This window comes from Methylovorus sp. MP688 (assembly GCF_000183115.1).
GTDB classification, from domain to species: domain Bacteria; phylum Pseudomonadota; class Gammaproteobacteria; order Burkholderiales; family Methylophilaceae; genus Methylovorus; species Methylovorus glucosotrophus.
The window spans coordinates 1468168-1482040 of record NC_014733.1 but is presented as its reverse complement, the minus strand read 5'-3'; the positions used below and the strand labels follow the sequence as shown (position 1 = coordinate 1482040).

At 56.7% G+C, this 13873-nt stretch carries 15 protein-coding genes; 10 read left to right on the top strand and 5 right to left on the bottom strand.

Annotation, left to right across the window (positions count from 1 at the left end; translation table 11 throughout):
* The first annotated feature begins 197 nt into the window (after nucleotides 1–197).
* From MPQ_RS07065 to MPQ_RS13695, 3 genes are read left to right on the top strand one after another with little or no spacing between them, the layout of a single operon-like run.
* Entirely contained in the window at nucleotides 198–1616 is a 1419-nt protein-coding gene (locus MPQ_RS07065; RefSeq protein ID WP_013442225.1) for a cytochrome ubiquinol oxidase subunit I, read from the top strand.
* Between the two features lie 2 nt (nucleotides 1617–1618).
* Complete coding sequence (gene cydB / locus MPQ_RS07060; protein WP_013442224.1) at nucleotides 1619–2623, top strand: cytochrome d ubiquinol oxidase subunit II; 1005 nt, start codon at nucleotides 1619–1621, stop codon at nucleotides 2621–2623.
* Nucleotides 2623–2760, top strand: a complete 138-nt coding sequence (locus tag MPQ_RS13695) for a DUF2474 domain-containing protein (RefSeq protein WP_013442223.1) — start codon at nucleotides 2623–2625, stop codon at nucleotides 2758–2760. Before cydB ends, MPQ_RS13695 begins: the two co-directional genes overlap by 1 nt.
* 52 nt (nucleotides 2761–2812) lie before the next feature.
* On the opposite strand, the gene MPQ_RS07055 is transcribed toward MPQ_RS13695, so the two are convergent.
* Entirely contained in the window at nucleotides 2813–3235 is a 423-nt protein-coding gene (locus tag MPQ_RS07055; protein ID WP_013442222.1) for a hypothetical protein, read from the bottom strand.
* Between the two features lie 150 nt (nucleotides 3236–3385).
* On the opposite strand from MPQ_RS07055, the gene MPQ_RS07050 reads away from it, so the two are divergent.
* The 6 genes from MPQ_RS07050 to MPQ_RS07030 all read left to right on the top strand — a co-directional run bounded on the left by MPQ_RS07050 (nucleotide 3386) and on the right by MPQ_RS07030 (nucleotide 9642).
* Nucleotides 3386–4129, top strand: coding sequence for a ferredoxin--NADP reductase (locus MPQ_RS07050; protein ID WP_013442221.1), 744 nt, complete (start codon nucleotides 3386–3388; stop codon nucleotides 4127–4129).
* A gap of 142 nt (nucleotides 4130–4271) precedes the next feature.
* A complete protein-coding gene (locus MPQ_RS07045; RefSeq protein ID WP_013442220.1) occupies nucleotides 4272–4889 on the top strand; it encodes a response regulator transcription factor in 618 nt (205 codons plus the stop codon).
* A gap of 106 nt (nucleotides 4890–4995) precedes the next feature.
* Entirely contained in the window at nucleotides 4996–7800 is a 2805-nt protein-coding gene (locus tag MPQ_RS07040) for a type VI secretion system Vgr family protein (RefSeq protein ID WP_238525286.1), read from the top strand.
* Between the two features lie 219 nt (nucleotides 7801–8019).
* Nucleotides 8020–8160: a hypothetical protein gene (locus tag MPQ_RS13940; RefSeq protein WP_013442218.1), complete on the top strand. Its 141-nt coding sequence runs from the start codon at nucleotides 8020–8022 to the stop codon at nucleotides 8158–8160.
* Between the two features lie 262 nt (nucleotides 8161–8422).
* Entirely contained in the window at nucleotides 8423–8923 is a 501-nt protein-coding gene (locus tag MPQ_RS07035; protein ID WP_148225270.1) for a VRR-NUC domain-containing protein, read from the top strand.
* 2 nt (nucleotides 8924–8925) lie between these two features.
* Nucleotides 8926–9642, top strand: coding sequence for a type VI immunity family protein (locus tag MPQ_RS07030; RefSeq protein ID WP_013442216.1), 717 nt, complete (start codon nucleotides 8926–8928; stop codon nucleotides 9640–9642).
* 215 nt (nucleotides 9643–9857) lie between these two features.
* Here the strand turns inward: MPQ_RS07030 and MPQ_RS07025 are convergent, their stop codons facing one another.
* Together MPQ_RS07025 and MPQ_RS07020 are read right to left on the bottom strand one after the other, a co-directional pair.
* The gene (locus MPQ_RS07025) at nucleotides 9858–11408 is read right to left on the bottom strand and encodes a sodium:solute symporter (protein WP_013442215.1); all 1551 of its coding nucleotides are present in this window, start codon (nucleotides 11406–11408) and stop codon (nucleotides 9858–9860) included.
* Nucleotides 11405–11632 carry a hypothetical protein gene (locus MPQ_RS07020; RefSeq protein WP_013442214.1) on the bottom strand — a complete coding sequence of 76 codons (228 nt, stop codon included), beginning with the start codon at nucleotides 11630–11632 and terminating at the stop codon, nucleotides 11405–11407. Before MPQ_RS07020 ends, MPQ_RS07025 begins: the two co-directional genes overlap by 4 nt.
* A 217-nt stretch (nucleotides 11633–11849) precedes the next feature.
* On the opposite strand from MPQ_RS07020, the gene MPQ_RS07015 reads away from it, so the two are divergent.
* Nucleotides 11850–12896 (top strand): response regulator transcription factor, encoded by a 1047-nt coding sequence (locus MPQ_RS07015; protein WP_013442213.1) that lies wholly within the window; start codon nucleotides 11850–11852, stop codon nucleotides 12894–12896.
* An 81-nt stretch (nucleotides 12897–12977) separates the two neighbouring features.
* Here the strand turns inward: MPQ_RS07015 and MPQ_RS07010 are convergent, their stop codons facing one another.
* Nucleotides 12978–13526, bottom strand: coding sequence for a hypothetical protein (locus MPQ_RS07010; protein WP_013442212.1), 549 nt, complete (start codon nucleotides 13524–13526; stop codon nucleotides 12978–12980).
* Nucleotides 13527–13559: 33 nt separating this feature from the next.
* Nucleotides 13560–13754 (bottom strand): CsbD family protein, encoded by a 195-nt coding sequence (locus MPQ_RS07005; RefSeq protein WP_013442211.1) that lies wholly within the window; start codon nucleotides 13752–13754, stop codon nucleotides 13560–13562.
* Between the last annotated feature and the right edge of the window lie 119 nt (nucleotides 13755–13873).

Here is a 13873-nt window from a genome sequence, read left to right as displayed (position 1 = left end):
CCGGGTCGGCCTTTTTCATGCGACCAAGTCAGGGCAGGGCTGCCAACAGGCGCCTTTTCGGCATCACACTGTACCGATCAAATAGCGCCTGACTGTGCATTGCATAGTGCCATGCTTATCCTTAGGATTTAATTGGAAATTTATCTGGTGTTAGCAGGGTCATATGCCCAGACAGCCAGAAAACCTGAGGATGCATCATGTCAGTTTTAGCGTTGGATCTTGCCCGCATACAATTCGGGTTCACCATCTCGTTCCACATCGTGTTTCCCGCCATCACCATCGGCATGGCGAGCTACCTGGCGGTACTGGAGGGCTTGTGGCTCAAAACCAAACAGGCTCATTACCTCGAACTCTACCGCTACTGGTCGCGCATTTTTGCGCTTACCTTTGGCATGGGCGTGGTCTCGGGTCTGGTCATGGCTTATCAGTTTGGTACCAACTGGTCAGGCTTTTCCAATTATGCCGGCAGTGTCACCGGTCCCTTGCTGGCGTACGAAGTACTGACGGCGTTCTTTCTTGAAGCAGGTTTCCTCGGCGTCATGCTGTTTGGCTGGAACAAAGTCGGGCCCGGCCTGCATTTTGTCTCCACGCTCATGGTGGCGGTCGGCACCCTGATTTCCGCCACCTGGATTCTCGCCTCCAATAGCTGGATGCATACGCCACAGGGGGTTGCCCTGGTGGATGGGCGATTGATCCCGGTGGACTGGTGGCAGATTGTGTTCAATCCCTCGTTTCCTTATCGCCTGATGCACATGGTAGTGGCCGCCTATCTGGCTACGGCCTTGCTGGTCGCGGCTGTCGGCGCCTGGCATCTCTTGCGCGGTACCGCTACCAAGGCAGTGCGCACCATGTTTTCCATGGGCATGTGGATGGCCTTGCTGGTGGCCCCGGTGCAAGCGGTCATTGGCGACTTCCATGGTCTGAATACGCTGGAACATCAGCCCGCCAAAATCGCGGCGATTGAAGGCCACTGGGAAAATAAACCTGGTGAAGCCACTCCGCTTATCCTGTTTGGCTGGCCCGACATGGCCGCGGAAAAAACCCATTTTGCCTTGGAAATTCCGCACCTCGGCAGCCTCATCCTGCGCCACTCCTGGGATGCGCCTATCCCGGCGCTGAAAGAGTTCGCGCCGGAAGACCGGCCCAATGCCACCATTGTGTTCTGGTCGTTCCGCATCATGGTGGGGCTGGGCATGCTGATGATTTTGCTCGGTGTCATTTCTGCCTGGCTGCGCTGGCGCGGTCGTTTGTACGACACCAGGCCCTTTCTTCGCTTTGCCCTCTGTATGGGGCCTGCCGGGGTGGTGGCTATCCTCGCAGGCTGGTATACCACCGAGATAGGCCGCCAGCCCTGGGTGGTGTATGGCATGCTGCGCACGGCGGATGCCGTCACGCCACATAGTGCCGCAGAAGTCGGCCTGACGCTGGTGCTGTTTGTGCTGATCTACCTGCTGGTGTTTGGCGCCGGTGTGGCTTATCTGCTGAGACTCATGCGCGTTGCGCCGCAGCCTGACGAAACCCCAGCCAGCACGCCAGACCTGGAAGAAGACCATGTCTTTACCCTGGCACCGGAGTTCAGTGCCGACAAGCCCGGCTCAACCGAAGGAGGACGCTAGTCATGGAAGCCAATCTACCCCTGATCTGGGCCGGCATTATCCTGTTCGGCATCATGATGTACATCATCATGGATGGATTCGATCTTGGCATCGGCATTCTCTATCCCTTTTTCAGCGACCGGCATGACCGCGATGTGATGATGAATACGGTAGCACCGGTGTGGGATGGCAATGAAACCTGGCTGGTACTGGGCGGCGCAGGCTTGCTCGCGGCCTTTCCGCAAGCCTATTCCATCATCCTCAGCGCCTTGTATCTGCCGCTGATCTTCATGCTGATGGCGCTGATTTTCCGGGGCGTGGCCTTCGAGTTTCGCTTCAAGGCGCGCGATCACGAGCGCCATTTCTGGGATAAGGCCTTCATAGGCGGTTCCATGGCCGCGACCTTTTTCCAGGGCGTGACTCTGGGTGCCTATATCCGTGGTATTCCTGCGGTGAATGGTGTCTATACAGGTGGTGCGCTGGATTGGCTGACGCCATTTTCGCTGTTTACCGGTGTTGGCCTGCTGGCGACTTATGCCTTGCTGGGCAGCACCTGGCTGGTCATGAAAACCTCAGGCGAGCTGCAGGCGACGTGTTATCGGCTGTCGCGTGTGCTCGGCCTGGTGTTGCTGGCGATTATCGCCATCATCAGCCTGTGGACACCATTTATCGATAGCCGCATCGCCGCCCGCTGGTTCGGGCCTGATATGTGGATGTTGCTGCCTATCCCGCTGCTGGTGCTGTTCTGTTTCTATCAGCTGCAAAAAGCGTTGGCGCGCAAGGCCGAGGTATGGCCTTTTGTGTTTACGCTGGGCTTGGTGTTCCTGGGGTATGTCGGACTGGGCATCAGTGTGTGGCCGAATATCGTACCGCCTGACATCAGCATTCAGGCGGCCTCGGCACCGCCGCAGAGCCAGGGCTTTGCCCTGGTAGGTGCGGTGATCATTATCCCCATCATCCTGATCTATACCGCCTGGGGCTATTACGTATTCCGCGGCAAGGTGCAAGCCGGGGAGGGCTACCATTAATGGCGGATAAATCTGAAAAACGCTGGGGACAGCGCCTGGGCTGGCTGTTTCTGATCTGGCTGGGCAGTGTGCTGGCATTGGGCGCGGTAAGCTTGCTGCTGCGCCTCATCATGCGGGCAGTGGGGCTGACCACGTAATAGAGCCGGGCACCTGCCAAGTTAGTGCTTGAGCAGCTGCCCGACGTGCGCGTTAATGCACCAGCTTGCGGTTAAGCTTTTCCAGCATGCCTTTGCGGTGCTTGTGGGCCAGCTCATAATCGCGCAAGCGACGAATTTGCGACAAGGTCAGCGTAGCCAGTCGCGAGGACACTTCCGGGATGGTAAGCCCGGCATACTCCTTGACCGACAGCCGCGGGTTACCCGTATGGGCATTGGCTGATTTGCGGGAAGATGCGCTGGTGCGCGAAGTTTTGCGCGTAGAAGCCCGAGCGGAACCTGCTGGGTTGGCGGATTTGCCGCTGGAAGATTTGGTTTCGCCTGCCTCGCTACGCTGTTTATTCACAATGCGGGCTGCCACTTCCTCTTCGCGCCCGGGGTAGCGATGATCATGCTGAAACTGGTGCTTGAGCTTTTCAAACTCGTGTTCCCGCTTGGGAGATGCGCCTCTAGGCATGATAAAACTCCTTTCCTTATCGTAAGGTGAAGTGTCAGAATGCATCGATTATGCATTGTTTTTTATAGGGAATAGTCCGTAATAAAAGTAGGAATAATTGAAGGTGTTGCGGTCATCTCTGCATCACCATTTTCGTTTTAAGGATTAGCAATGGCGACATGGATACAAGGCAGGGTAGTGGAGCACAAACACTGGAATGCCTATCTGCATACGCTTTACATTGAAGCCGATCTGGCACCTTTTGCCGCCGGGCAGTTTGTGAAACTGGGGCTGGACATAGAGGGCGAGGTGGTCGCGCATCCTTATTCGCTGGTGAACCCACCGCAGCAACGGCCGCTGGAGATTTTTTACATTGAAGTGCCAGAGGGCAAGCTCAGTCCGCATCTGGTGCCCTTGAAACCCGGCGATGTCGTCCAGCTGTCGCCCACCGCCCATGGCTTCATGACGCTGGATGAGATTCCCGCCGCCCGCGATCTGTGGCTGATCGCGAGTGGCACCGGCATAGGGCCGTTTCTTTCCATGCTCGGCACGGAACGTTTGTGGCAGCAATATGAACATGCCGTGCTGGTGTACTCGGTACGCTATCAGCACGATCTCGCCTATCTGGAGCGCATACAGGCGCTCATGGCTGCGCATCCGGGCCGTTTGCACTTTGTGCCGCTGGTAACGCGGGAAGCCTCCGACATCGGCTTGCCATGCCGCATCCAGCAGGCTCTGCAAGATGGCCGTCTGGAACAGCATGCCCAAACCACGCTAAGTCCCGAGCATAGCCAGATCATCCTCTGTGGCAATCCGCAAATGGTCGAAGATATGCAAAGCCTGCTCGCCACGCGTGGACTCAAGAAGCACAGAAGGCGCGAACCCGGCCACATCACCACCGAGACCTACTGGTAATCGCTCGCGGCCATCCGCCGTCACAGCAATCCGAAGGCCATTTCCTACAACAGAATGGCATTACGCCTACAGCCACAGCAGAGCTCGCGGCGTATGCTGGTATTGAATGCATCCCCTCGCAAATGCGGCAAAAGGAGGCTCAATGCGCATACACAATGTCATGTTGGTGAATGGATATCGCGTCAGCCGATACGCCCTGAGACAACTGCTCGAAGCCACAGGTGAATTCAGAGTCACTGAATCTGCCACTAGCGCAGTAGCCGCCGCGCATGCTGTCATTCCCCCAGACTTGTTGCTGATTGATATCTCCGACCCGGCCAAGAACGGCCTGGAAACCCTGTGCGACCTCATGCACGACTTCCCTGACTTGCCATGCCTGATCGTAGGCGGCCCAGGGGATGCCGCATTGCGCAATCACTATGTACGCTTGGGGTGTCGCGCCTATATCCCCCGCGATGCCAGCAAACATGCCATCTTGCAGGCCGCGGCTGCGCTCCTCTCCAGCAAACCTGTCGCAGAACCTTCGGGGCGTAATACCCCCGACGCCGTCCATCTGCCCCACATCGATCTCTCCGCGCGTGAGCGACAGGTGTTCTTCAAACTCACCTCGGGTAAATCCATACCCTCCGTCGCGCGTGAACTCCTGATCAGCGTCAGCTCGGTCAGCGTTTTCCGCTGCAAAATTCTGCGCAAAATGCACTGCAGCAACAACGCCGAACTGATCAGCTACGCGTTCCGCCATCGCCTTCTAAATACCTGACATTCACCTTCAAGGTTATGTTTTTACGCACATAATCTTTTTTCTTGATGCGCCACTGACCGTGGTTCGCCCTTAAGGGCAATTCCCTGATTTCGCAATCCTGTGCATGATCGAACCCGCCTTTAGCCCCGGATTCCCTGTCATGCTGCCCTCGCTGTTATCCTCCCGTCGCCTGCTTACCCTGCAATGTCCCGCACTCCATCAGATCCTGCCCGATGGGCTGGAGCCTGTCCGCCTGGAAGGGCGGGAGGGCATCAACACCCTGTTTGACTACCAGCTCACGGCGCGTAGCCGTCTGGGGGAAGTCGGCAGTGATCTCGACTTCGGTCCGCTGATGGGGCAAGTATTGACCTGCGGCATCAGCCTCGAAGGCCACGGCCAGTTCCTGCCCGGTGCGCTGGGCGATCTCGGCATGGCGAATCAGGGGGCAGGCACACGGTATGTCAGTGGACTCATCACCGACATACGCCACGCTGGCGAAGACAGCCGCCACGCGCTCTATGTCATTACGCTACGCCCCTGGCTCCACCTCGCCACCCTCACCACCGACTGCAAGGTGTTCCAGGACCAGACCGTGGTCGAGATCACCGAAGCCGTACTGGCGGACTATCCCTATGCGCTGGAGAAGCGGCTGATCGAGACCTATCCCGCCCGGGACCACAGCGTGCAATACAACGAATCCGACTTTGCCTTCCTCACCCGGTTGTGGCGGGAGTGGGGCATCAGCTTTCATTTCCGCCATGACGACGGGCGCCATACCCTGGTACTGGCCGATCACAATGGCGCCTATACGCCATTCCAGCCCGATGACCCGGCCAGTGGCTATCACACCATTGCCTATTACCCACCAGACCATAAGACCGATGCAGAGTACCTGCACCACTTCAGCGATGCCGAGCAACTGACCTCAGGCGTCTATGCCAGCCGCGATTACGACTACACCCGTCCCCGGGCCGAGCTTGCCGCGCGTAATGCCCAGCCGCGCAATACTGCCCATGGCGATAACGAGGTCTACCAATGGCGCGCTGACCATGGCAGTGACTACAGCCAGCCCAATGCCGGCATGGACCGCGAAGCCAACCAGACCGAGCCGCAAGGTGAGCTCTTGGCCCGGCTGCGCATGGAAGCCCTGCGCCAGCCCGGCCACCGGGTGGCCGGCGAAGGCCATATCCGGGGTGTCGTGCCTGGCCATACCTTTACCCTCAAAGAACATCCCAGAGCAAAGGCCAATCAGGAGTACCTCATCCTCAGCACCACCTTGCTGATTGAGAATGTGAGTGAAGAGACGGTTGGCAAGACCGTCGGAAAGACAGGAGGAAATGCAAGCCACGGCAGTGGCGCTGGGCTCAGCGCCATCCAGTCCGCCCTCGTCGATAGCAGCAGTGGCGCGCTGACAGGCGAACTCACCGGCACCTGGCGCATGGAGACCCACTTCAGCGGCCAGCCCACCCGCGAAGTGCTGCGCCCCGATGTGCTGCTGCCGCATGCCCCCGGCCACAAGCCACGCACCCATGGCCCCGAGACCGCCCTCGTCACCGGACCTACGGGCGACACCGCCGAGAGCAATCTCTACACCGACCAGTACGGTCGTATCAAGGTGCAGTTCCCCTGGGACCGCTATGGGCTGAAGAACCAGCACAGCAGTTGCTGGGTCCGGGTATCGCAAGCCTGGGCAGGCAATCAGCTGGGCGCCATGCACCTGCCGCGCATAGGCGAAGAAGTGCTGATTGACTTCCTCGGCGGGGATCCTGACTTGCCGGTATGTACCGGCCGTCTCTACAACCAGCTCAACCTGCCGCCGTGGCAGCTCCCGGCTCAGCAAGCCTTGAGTGGCATCCGCTCGCGCGAGCTCATCCCCGGTGGGGGCAATGGCGCTGCCGGCCGCAGCAATCATCTCATCCTCGATGACACTGATGGCAAGATCCAGCTGCAGCTCAAGAGCGACCATGACAGCTCCTCCCTAAGCCTGGGGCATATCACCCGTATCGACGGCAATGCCGGACGGCTGGATTACCGGGGTGAAGGCCTGGAACTCCGCACCGATGGGCATGGGGCGATTCGCGCCAGACAAGGCCTTATCCTCACCACCGAAGCGAGAAGAGAAGCCCAGAACCACCTCACCGACCTCAGCGAGACCACAGCACGTCTCACACAGGCACAAGCCCAGCATGCCGACCTGGGCCAGCTCGCCAGCCAGCACCAGGCGCAGGACAACGACGACCAGCCCAGGGTGAGCGAACGGCTGCAGGGGCAGAATGACGGTATTACCGGCAACAAGAGCAGCAATACCAGCAATACAAACTCCAACGACACCGCCTTCCTCGAACTGCAGCAACCGCACCTCGTCATGGCTAGCCCCGCTGGCATTGCCAGCACCACCCCCGGTAGCACCCATCAGCACAGTGGCGAAGACCATGCCATTACCACGGGCAGCAATGTCAGCTTGAGTGCCAATCGCAGCCTCATCGCCAGTGTACGTGAGGCGATACGGCTGTTTGCGTACAAGGCGGGCATCAAGCTCATTTCGGCACAAGAGAGCATCGATATCCAAGCCCTCAAACACAGCATCGACATGGTCGCCAATCTGGACATTCGCCACACCGCAGAAAACATCACCTTCAACGCCAAACAGGAAATCGTGGTGAACGCAGGCGGCAGCTACACCCGCTGGAGCGCCAGCGGCATTGAGAGCGGCACGGCAGGCAGCTGGAAAGTCCATGCCAATCAGCATGGGATGGATGGCCCCAAAACATTGCCGGTGGTGATGCCGGAGGTGCCCATCAGTCTCAACCATCCACTTGGCCGCTACCAGTTCAATAAAAATCAGCTTCCAGAGGCAGAACAAACACATTTCGCCGGGCATCGCTATCGGGTCAGACCACGGAGGAGGGGCAGAGCGTTGGCGGGGTGACGGACGATCAAGGCCTGGGCGAGTATCTCTTTACACCGACCTCCCAGAAAACATCGTCGCGGAAATGGCGCCCCTGCGGGTGGATCAGCCGGCATCACCGAGAATTATCAGGCGAAGATAAATGGCTTGTCGGTGCCGAGTCAGCGCACGGAAACGCTCCTCCTGATCCGGCAGACCTGGACGCCTTCCTTGCGGCGAATGATGCGGAGGGGGCTTGTAATGGGTGCATTAGTCATCGCCATGATCGAAATGGCCATTGAGGCGGGGGTTATTGGCCGTGGCGTGCCTATGAAGCATATCAAGCTGCCCAGGCGATGGTGGATGCCGCTGAACTGGCCCAAAGGCAGTAGCCCAATATAAAGCCTTTCTCAAAGAAGCTGTGCTGGACAATCTCAAGCATAGGAGATTGATGTGAAATCGAGCCAGCTGGCTCGTGTTGACTCCGGTGGCAATACCCACGCAAATGGCGCACCCAATCCGAAGTGCGTGACCAAGCCACCTTTCGCCCCTTCATTAATCGCAGAATATCCCATTCCGCCTGCCGATCAGCCATGTGGTTAAGCTGGCAAACGAGCATCCGATCAAATCGTGCCACGGCGACTGCGCACGATGGTGAGCGCTAGTGGCGAACTGCGTCACCGCACCATTAAGAAGTGGCCTTGCGTCAATACACGGCCATTGCGTTTGCTTTGAAACCGTGGATGCGATTCTGGACTGGAAAAGCCCGCTGAAAGCGGAGCTGGCCTATAACCCGGATACCAAAGCCCCTTATCTGAATGCAGCCCCGCCCACCCGGCCGAAGCGGGTGGGCAATCTGCCGTTTACCTTCTGGCCGGTACCCAGAGGGGCGCTCATCCCCGACCTGACCATTGCAGAAAACCGCCATCAACCGGCCGCGCTCACCCCGCGTGACAATGTGTTTGCCGTGGTGGAAATCAAATTCCCCAATGATCCCATTCGAAAAAAACGGCTGGAAGATTATTCCAAGTTGGTGGAAGAACACCGCGTCGCCCTGATGCGGGTGCCGGAAGACCTGCATGTCAGCCTGCGGCCAAAGACGCGGGATGGACGGGATGCGACACGGGGGCGAGATAATCATCAAAAACGTGGAAGAGGTAAATAAGGATGAATTTCGATCAGGACAAACTGCCCCGCAAAATTGCAGATTTACTTGAAGACCCGAATACCGTATGGGGATGGGATTTCCCAGATGGCCGCACCCAATGGTTAGGCACAGGCTGCTTCGCCACCCTGTACTTCCGCTCCGGCACCGCCCGCGAGGCCCGGGACAAAGCGCATATCGTGGTCGATTGCATAGAGCGCTTCAATGCCATGATAGGCAACAAGTTCGTGACGGCAGAACACCCTGATTCCTCCCGGCCCCATCCCTTTGGCGGCAAACGCTTGCCGCAGGACTGGCATGCCTATACTGAAGCATGCAAGGACAGAAATATCAATTATGGATTTACCAGCGAAAAAGCCATCACCGACTCCCCCGAGTTCGCCTTGTCTTCCAAAGTAAGACTGGCGAATAACACAGAAGATTACAACAACCTGCGCTTTGACTTTACTCTGACATGGTGGCACACCCAGCGGGACGTCTTTGGCCGCTTTCTGCGTGAAACGGCCCGGCAACTGGGGGCCGAACAGGGCTATATGGGCCTGGGCTTTGCCCGGCCACTGGACCTCGGCGCATCGGCGGATATTGAGGGGCTGGAATACCGGCTGGCCCAGCATTTTTATGGGCTGGATATTGAGCAGCCGTTCTGGAACGGTTTTGAGAACAGCAAAACAAGAGGCCTCTGGGCGGCATGCGTCCACTGGTGTGGGCGGGGCTGGTAGGCGGCCCCTGGCTACAAAAACTTGGGGGGGCTTATGCCTTGGTGCATGCCTTGCGTCATGATTTCGCGACCAGATCTACAAGAAAGTGTCGGCTGCTCTGAATGTATAAGATGCCGGAAACCGAAAACTAATCAGTAATTTATGGCTTTGATTAGAGGAGCATGATTGTAAAATCAGCTAATTATGCAGTCTGCTGATATAGCTTAACTATGAACTCATCCGCTACGCGTTTCGCCATCGCTTGGTAAATGATTGATAAGGTCTCTGTTAAGGCGGTCCTCGGCATGTGAACGAATGACTTTTTTAGTTCCGACCAGCTCGAATAATGCCGTTACGCGTGCTTTTTCAGATGCGCTTTGCGGAATCAGATAAGCCAATAGCACGTAGACGATGACATTCACGATGAGCGCGACTGCGCCGGACGTCAGGCCGTATGCCCAAGGGAGTTTGCCGTGATACATCAGCTCCAGCGTGACAGCTACGGCAAAGCCGATGGACATACTGGCCATGGCGCCATATTTGTTGCCGCGTTTCCAGAATATTCCCAGGAATTGCGGGACTGCTAGCTGGATAATCCCTTGGTAAGCCAGAACGGCGAGTGAGAAGAGGGCGGGCAGGGTCATGCATGAGAGCCAGGATGCCAGCAGGGTGAGTAGCAGCATGCCGGTTTTGGAGATGACAATCAGTTGCCGGGTGCTGAGCGTGAAGTAGTTACCTAGCAGGTCGTTGGCTATCTGAGCTCCTGTCGCCTGGATGTTGCCATCAATATGGCCCATGGAGGCGGCCAGCAGGACCGTGCCTGCCAGGCCCAGCAGTATTAATCCTCCTGCTTCTTGCGATGCGATGAACCAGACAGCATCAGGGTGGCCGCTGGCAGACGGCAGCATGCCAGCCAGCATGCCGAAAATGAGCAAGGCAAGACAAAAAATGAAGGAGAGGGGAATCGCCAGGGCGGCCGATTTTTTCAGGCTGGCGACCCCGTTGGCGGTAAACAGGCGCACGAAAATATAGGGCCAGCACCATCCGCCCAGGGCGCCAGTCAATACCAGGCTGAACAGAAACAACGGGCCTTCTTGAGAGCCAGGGCCAGGAAGCGTGAATCGGGCTGCATCGAGGCTAGAGAAATGGATGCCCTTGGCCATGATCAGCCAGGCGATTAGCCCGATCAGCATGGCGGTGCCTATCAGGTAAGCCACCATGCCTTGGTAGAAATCGGAAATCACGACGCCACGCATGCCGATGCGCACTGTCCATATCTGCCGGAAGGCGATTACAACCACCCCCAATATCACGGCCTGCGAAAACGTCAACGTGCCCAAAGAGAGGAAGCGGAACATTTCACCCAGTGCCTGCATGCCGAGAATCAGCCACGGAATGCCTGAGATGATGCCAATGACAGCGGCAATGGTGCGGATGTGGCGCGAGTTGTAACGCAAGGAAAAAAGATCAGGCTGCGTCTTCAGGTCAAAGGCTTTGCCCCACATCCATACTGGCTTGGCCATCATGTACATCAGCATCACCGTCAAAAGGCTATAGCTCAGCACGTAGAATGAAATAATGCCGCTCGCTGCTGCCATGCCGCCGAAGGCCGTGAACATGGCGCCCGGGTACCAGGTATTGAGAAACGACATAGCCTGATAACGTGCGCCAAAGGAGCGGTCGCCAACGGCATAGTTGGAAAACGAGCTATCGTCCAGCCTGATGCGCTGAAGTATGACAATCAGGCCCGCAAAGAACACCAGTATCATCCCGAACGTGATGATCATGATGTCAGCTCTCCGTTTGCGGCATCCTGCCAAAAGGCATAGAGAATACTCAGTGTAATGGAGAGGCTGACCGCGGTGAAGTAGACAAAGGTCGCAGGCAGACCCAGGATCAGTTCGCGATGCTCGCTAGCTGCCCAGTACAAGGGCGGATAAAGCGCCACGAATACATTCAGCAGGAACCACGTCCTGACCACATAAACTTGCATGGATTTTTTGGTCGGCATTTTTTCTCCCGATTATCAGTTGCCTGCGCGTTTGAGGATGGCTAAAGCCAACTCCAGACAGGAGTATGGCGATGGGGATGCTACGTGAACATCCTGCAAATGCAGGGGTAGGTGCTGCTTCGCCTGCAGGTCCACATAATTGATTAAGGGCGTGGATTAAAGGATGATCTGCGAGAAGAGAAGGCTTTCACAACCTGCAGAAGGGGAATGTTTGAAAATGGATTTCACATCTGGCAATGCGCTGTTGGCGGATTTGTATCAGACGGCCGTGACCGCGAGTCCCCGTGTTTTTCAGCAAGAAGCGCTCAAACATCTGGAGCGCGTGATCGGGTTTGATCGGGCCTGGTGGGGCATCATGTCGCCTGGCAAGGCCGGGTTCGACTTGCTTAGCTCCTACCGCCATGAGCTACCCTTGGCGTTCGAGGAGCACTGGAATGCGGTCAAGAATGACGATGCGCTCGCACACGATGTCCATGTTCAGCCCCGAACCACGGTGCATTTCAACCGGCAGGCTCTGCACTCAACCCCTGGGCTCGCCGATCTCAATACCGGGCATGATCTCAGTCAGGCATTGTGTACTTCGGTATTCCTGCCAGACTGCACCTCCTTTCTGTTTATTTCCCTGTTTCGCTCTGGTAGCCGCGCACGGGCCTTTGAGGCTGGCGATATCCGGCTGAAGCAGTGGCTCACGCCGCATTTGTACTCCTGCTGGCGCACCAATCTGCTGGCAGATATCGAGCGCACGCGCCTGCCAAACAAATGGCAAGACAAGGCGAGTGCCTATGTTGATCGCCGCGGCAGCATTGTTTATGCCGACAGTGCCTTTGCCGAGTTTGTGAGCCAGGTATGGCCTTCCTGGCGTGGCGGTCGCTTGCCACATGCCTTAGTGGATATGCTGGTTAGCAACCCGGTATCGTCCATCCAGCTACCCATCGGCATTTACCTAAACCAGCAGCAGGCCGGCGGCCTGACAAGGCTGGATATCGGGCGACCATCGCCGCTGGACAAACTGAGCAGACGCGAGCGCGAGGTGGCACTAGGCTTTGCACAAGCGCATTCGTATAAGGAAATTGCGGCTGAGACCGGCTTGTCTCCTGCCACCGTGCGCCATTATTTGCGGGGTATCTACGCCAAGCTTGCCATCAACGATAAGGCTGAGCTGGTCAGGTTGGTGACCAGGCATGAACTGGAACTTGAAGTCCCAATAGCGATGAAGGGCGCGTACAGCTATGGGCTTGATATGGATTACCTGGGAAAAGGGTAGGGATTGAGCAATTAAATAGCGCATAAAAAAACCGGCAAATGCCGGTTTTTTTAACTATAGAAAGCTTGAGAAGGCTGAAGCTTACTGACGGTAATCCGCTTTGGCTTTGTCCTTGCAGCTGGACTTCACATCACCTGCGTAGCTATCGCATTTTTTCAGGGCTACTTCGTAGTCAGATTCCATTTTCTTTTCTGCGGCTTCCTGACGGGCTTCCAGTGTCTTGCGAGTGGCATCTACATTGGCCATGCCGGTGCTGCGATCTGCCTTGGCTTTGGTCAGGCACAGGTCCTTGGCATCGCCGTTGTAATCGTCGCATCTTTCTTTGGCTACTTCATAGGTGCCTTTGACCTTTTCTTCTTCTGCCGAGATACGGGCATCGAGTGTGCCTTTCAGGTTGGCATCGAGATCAGCCAGGCCAGCTTCACGCTTGGCTTTTGCCTCGGCCTTGCAAACGTCTTCCTGGTTGCCTGAAAGCTTGCCACAGGCTTTTTTCTCCTGGTCGTAAACGGCGTTTACGCGGTTCTTGCCATCTTCATATTCGGCTTTGGTAATGACCTGCGACCAGGCCTGGCTGCTCATCAGCATGGCCAGCAAGCCACCCAATGCCATTTTGTGTCCGATATTCATCATGTTGCTCCAGTGATTAAGGGGGTAACGCAATCGTTAGTTGTTGCGAAACTTTTCGATCTGGGCTTCGGCTTCTTCTTTCGAGATGCCGTAGAGTTCTTGCAGCTTGCCTGCGAGCATGTCCTTGTTGCCTTTGATCTCCTCTAGATGATCATCGGTCAGTTTTCCCCATTGCTGACGGACTTTGCCGGTCAGTTGTTTCCAGTTACCTTCGATTTGGTCCCAATTCATGGTGCTTCCTTTCGTTTATTTGATTTTTTTGCTGTTTTGGATCAATTGATCACCGGGCCATAGTAGCTAGCAAGGGTTTAGCAGGCTGTCGTCTAATGGCTGAAAGTGCCGTCAGAATG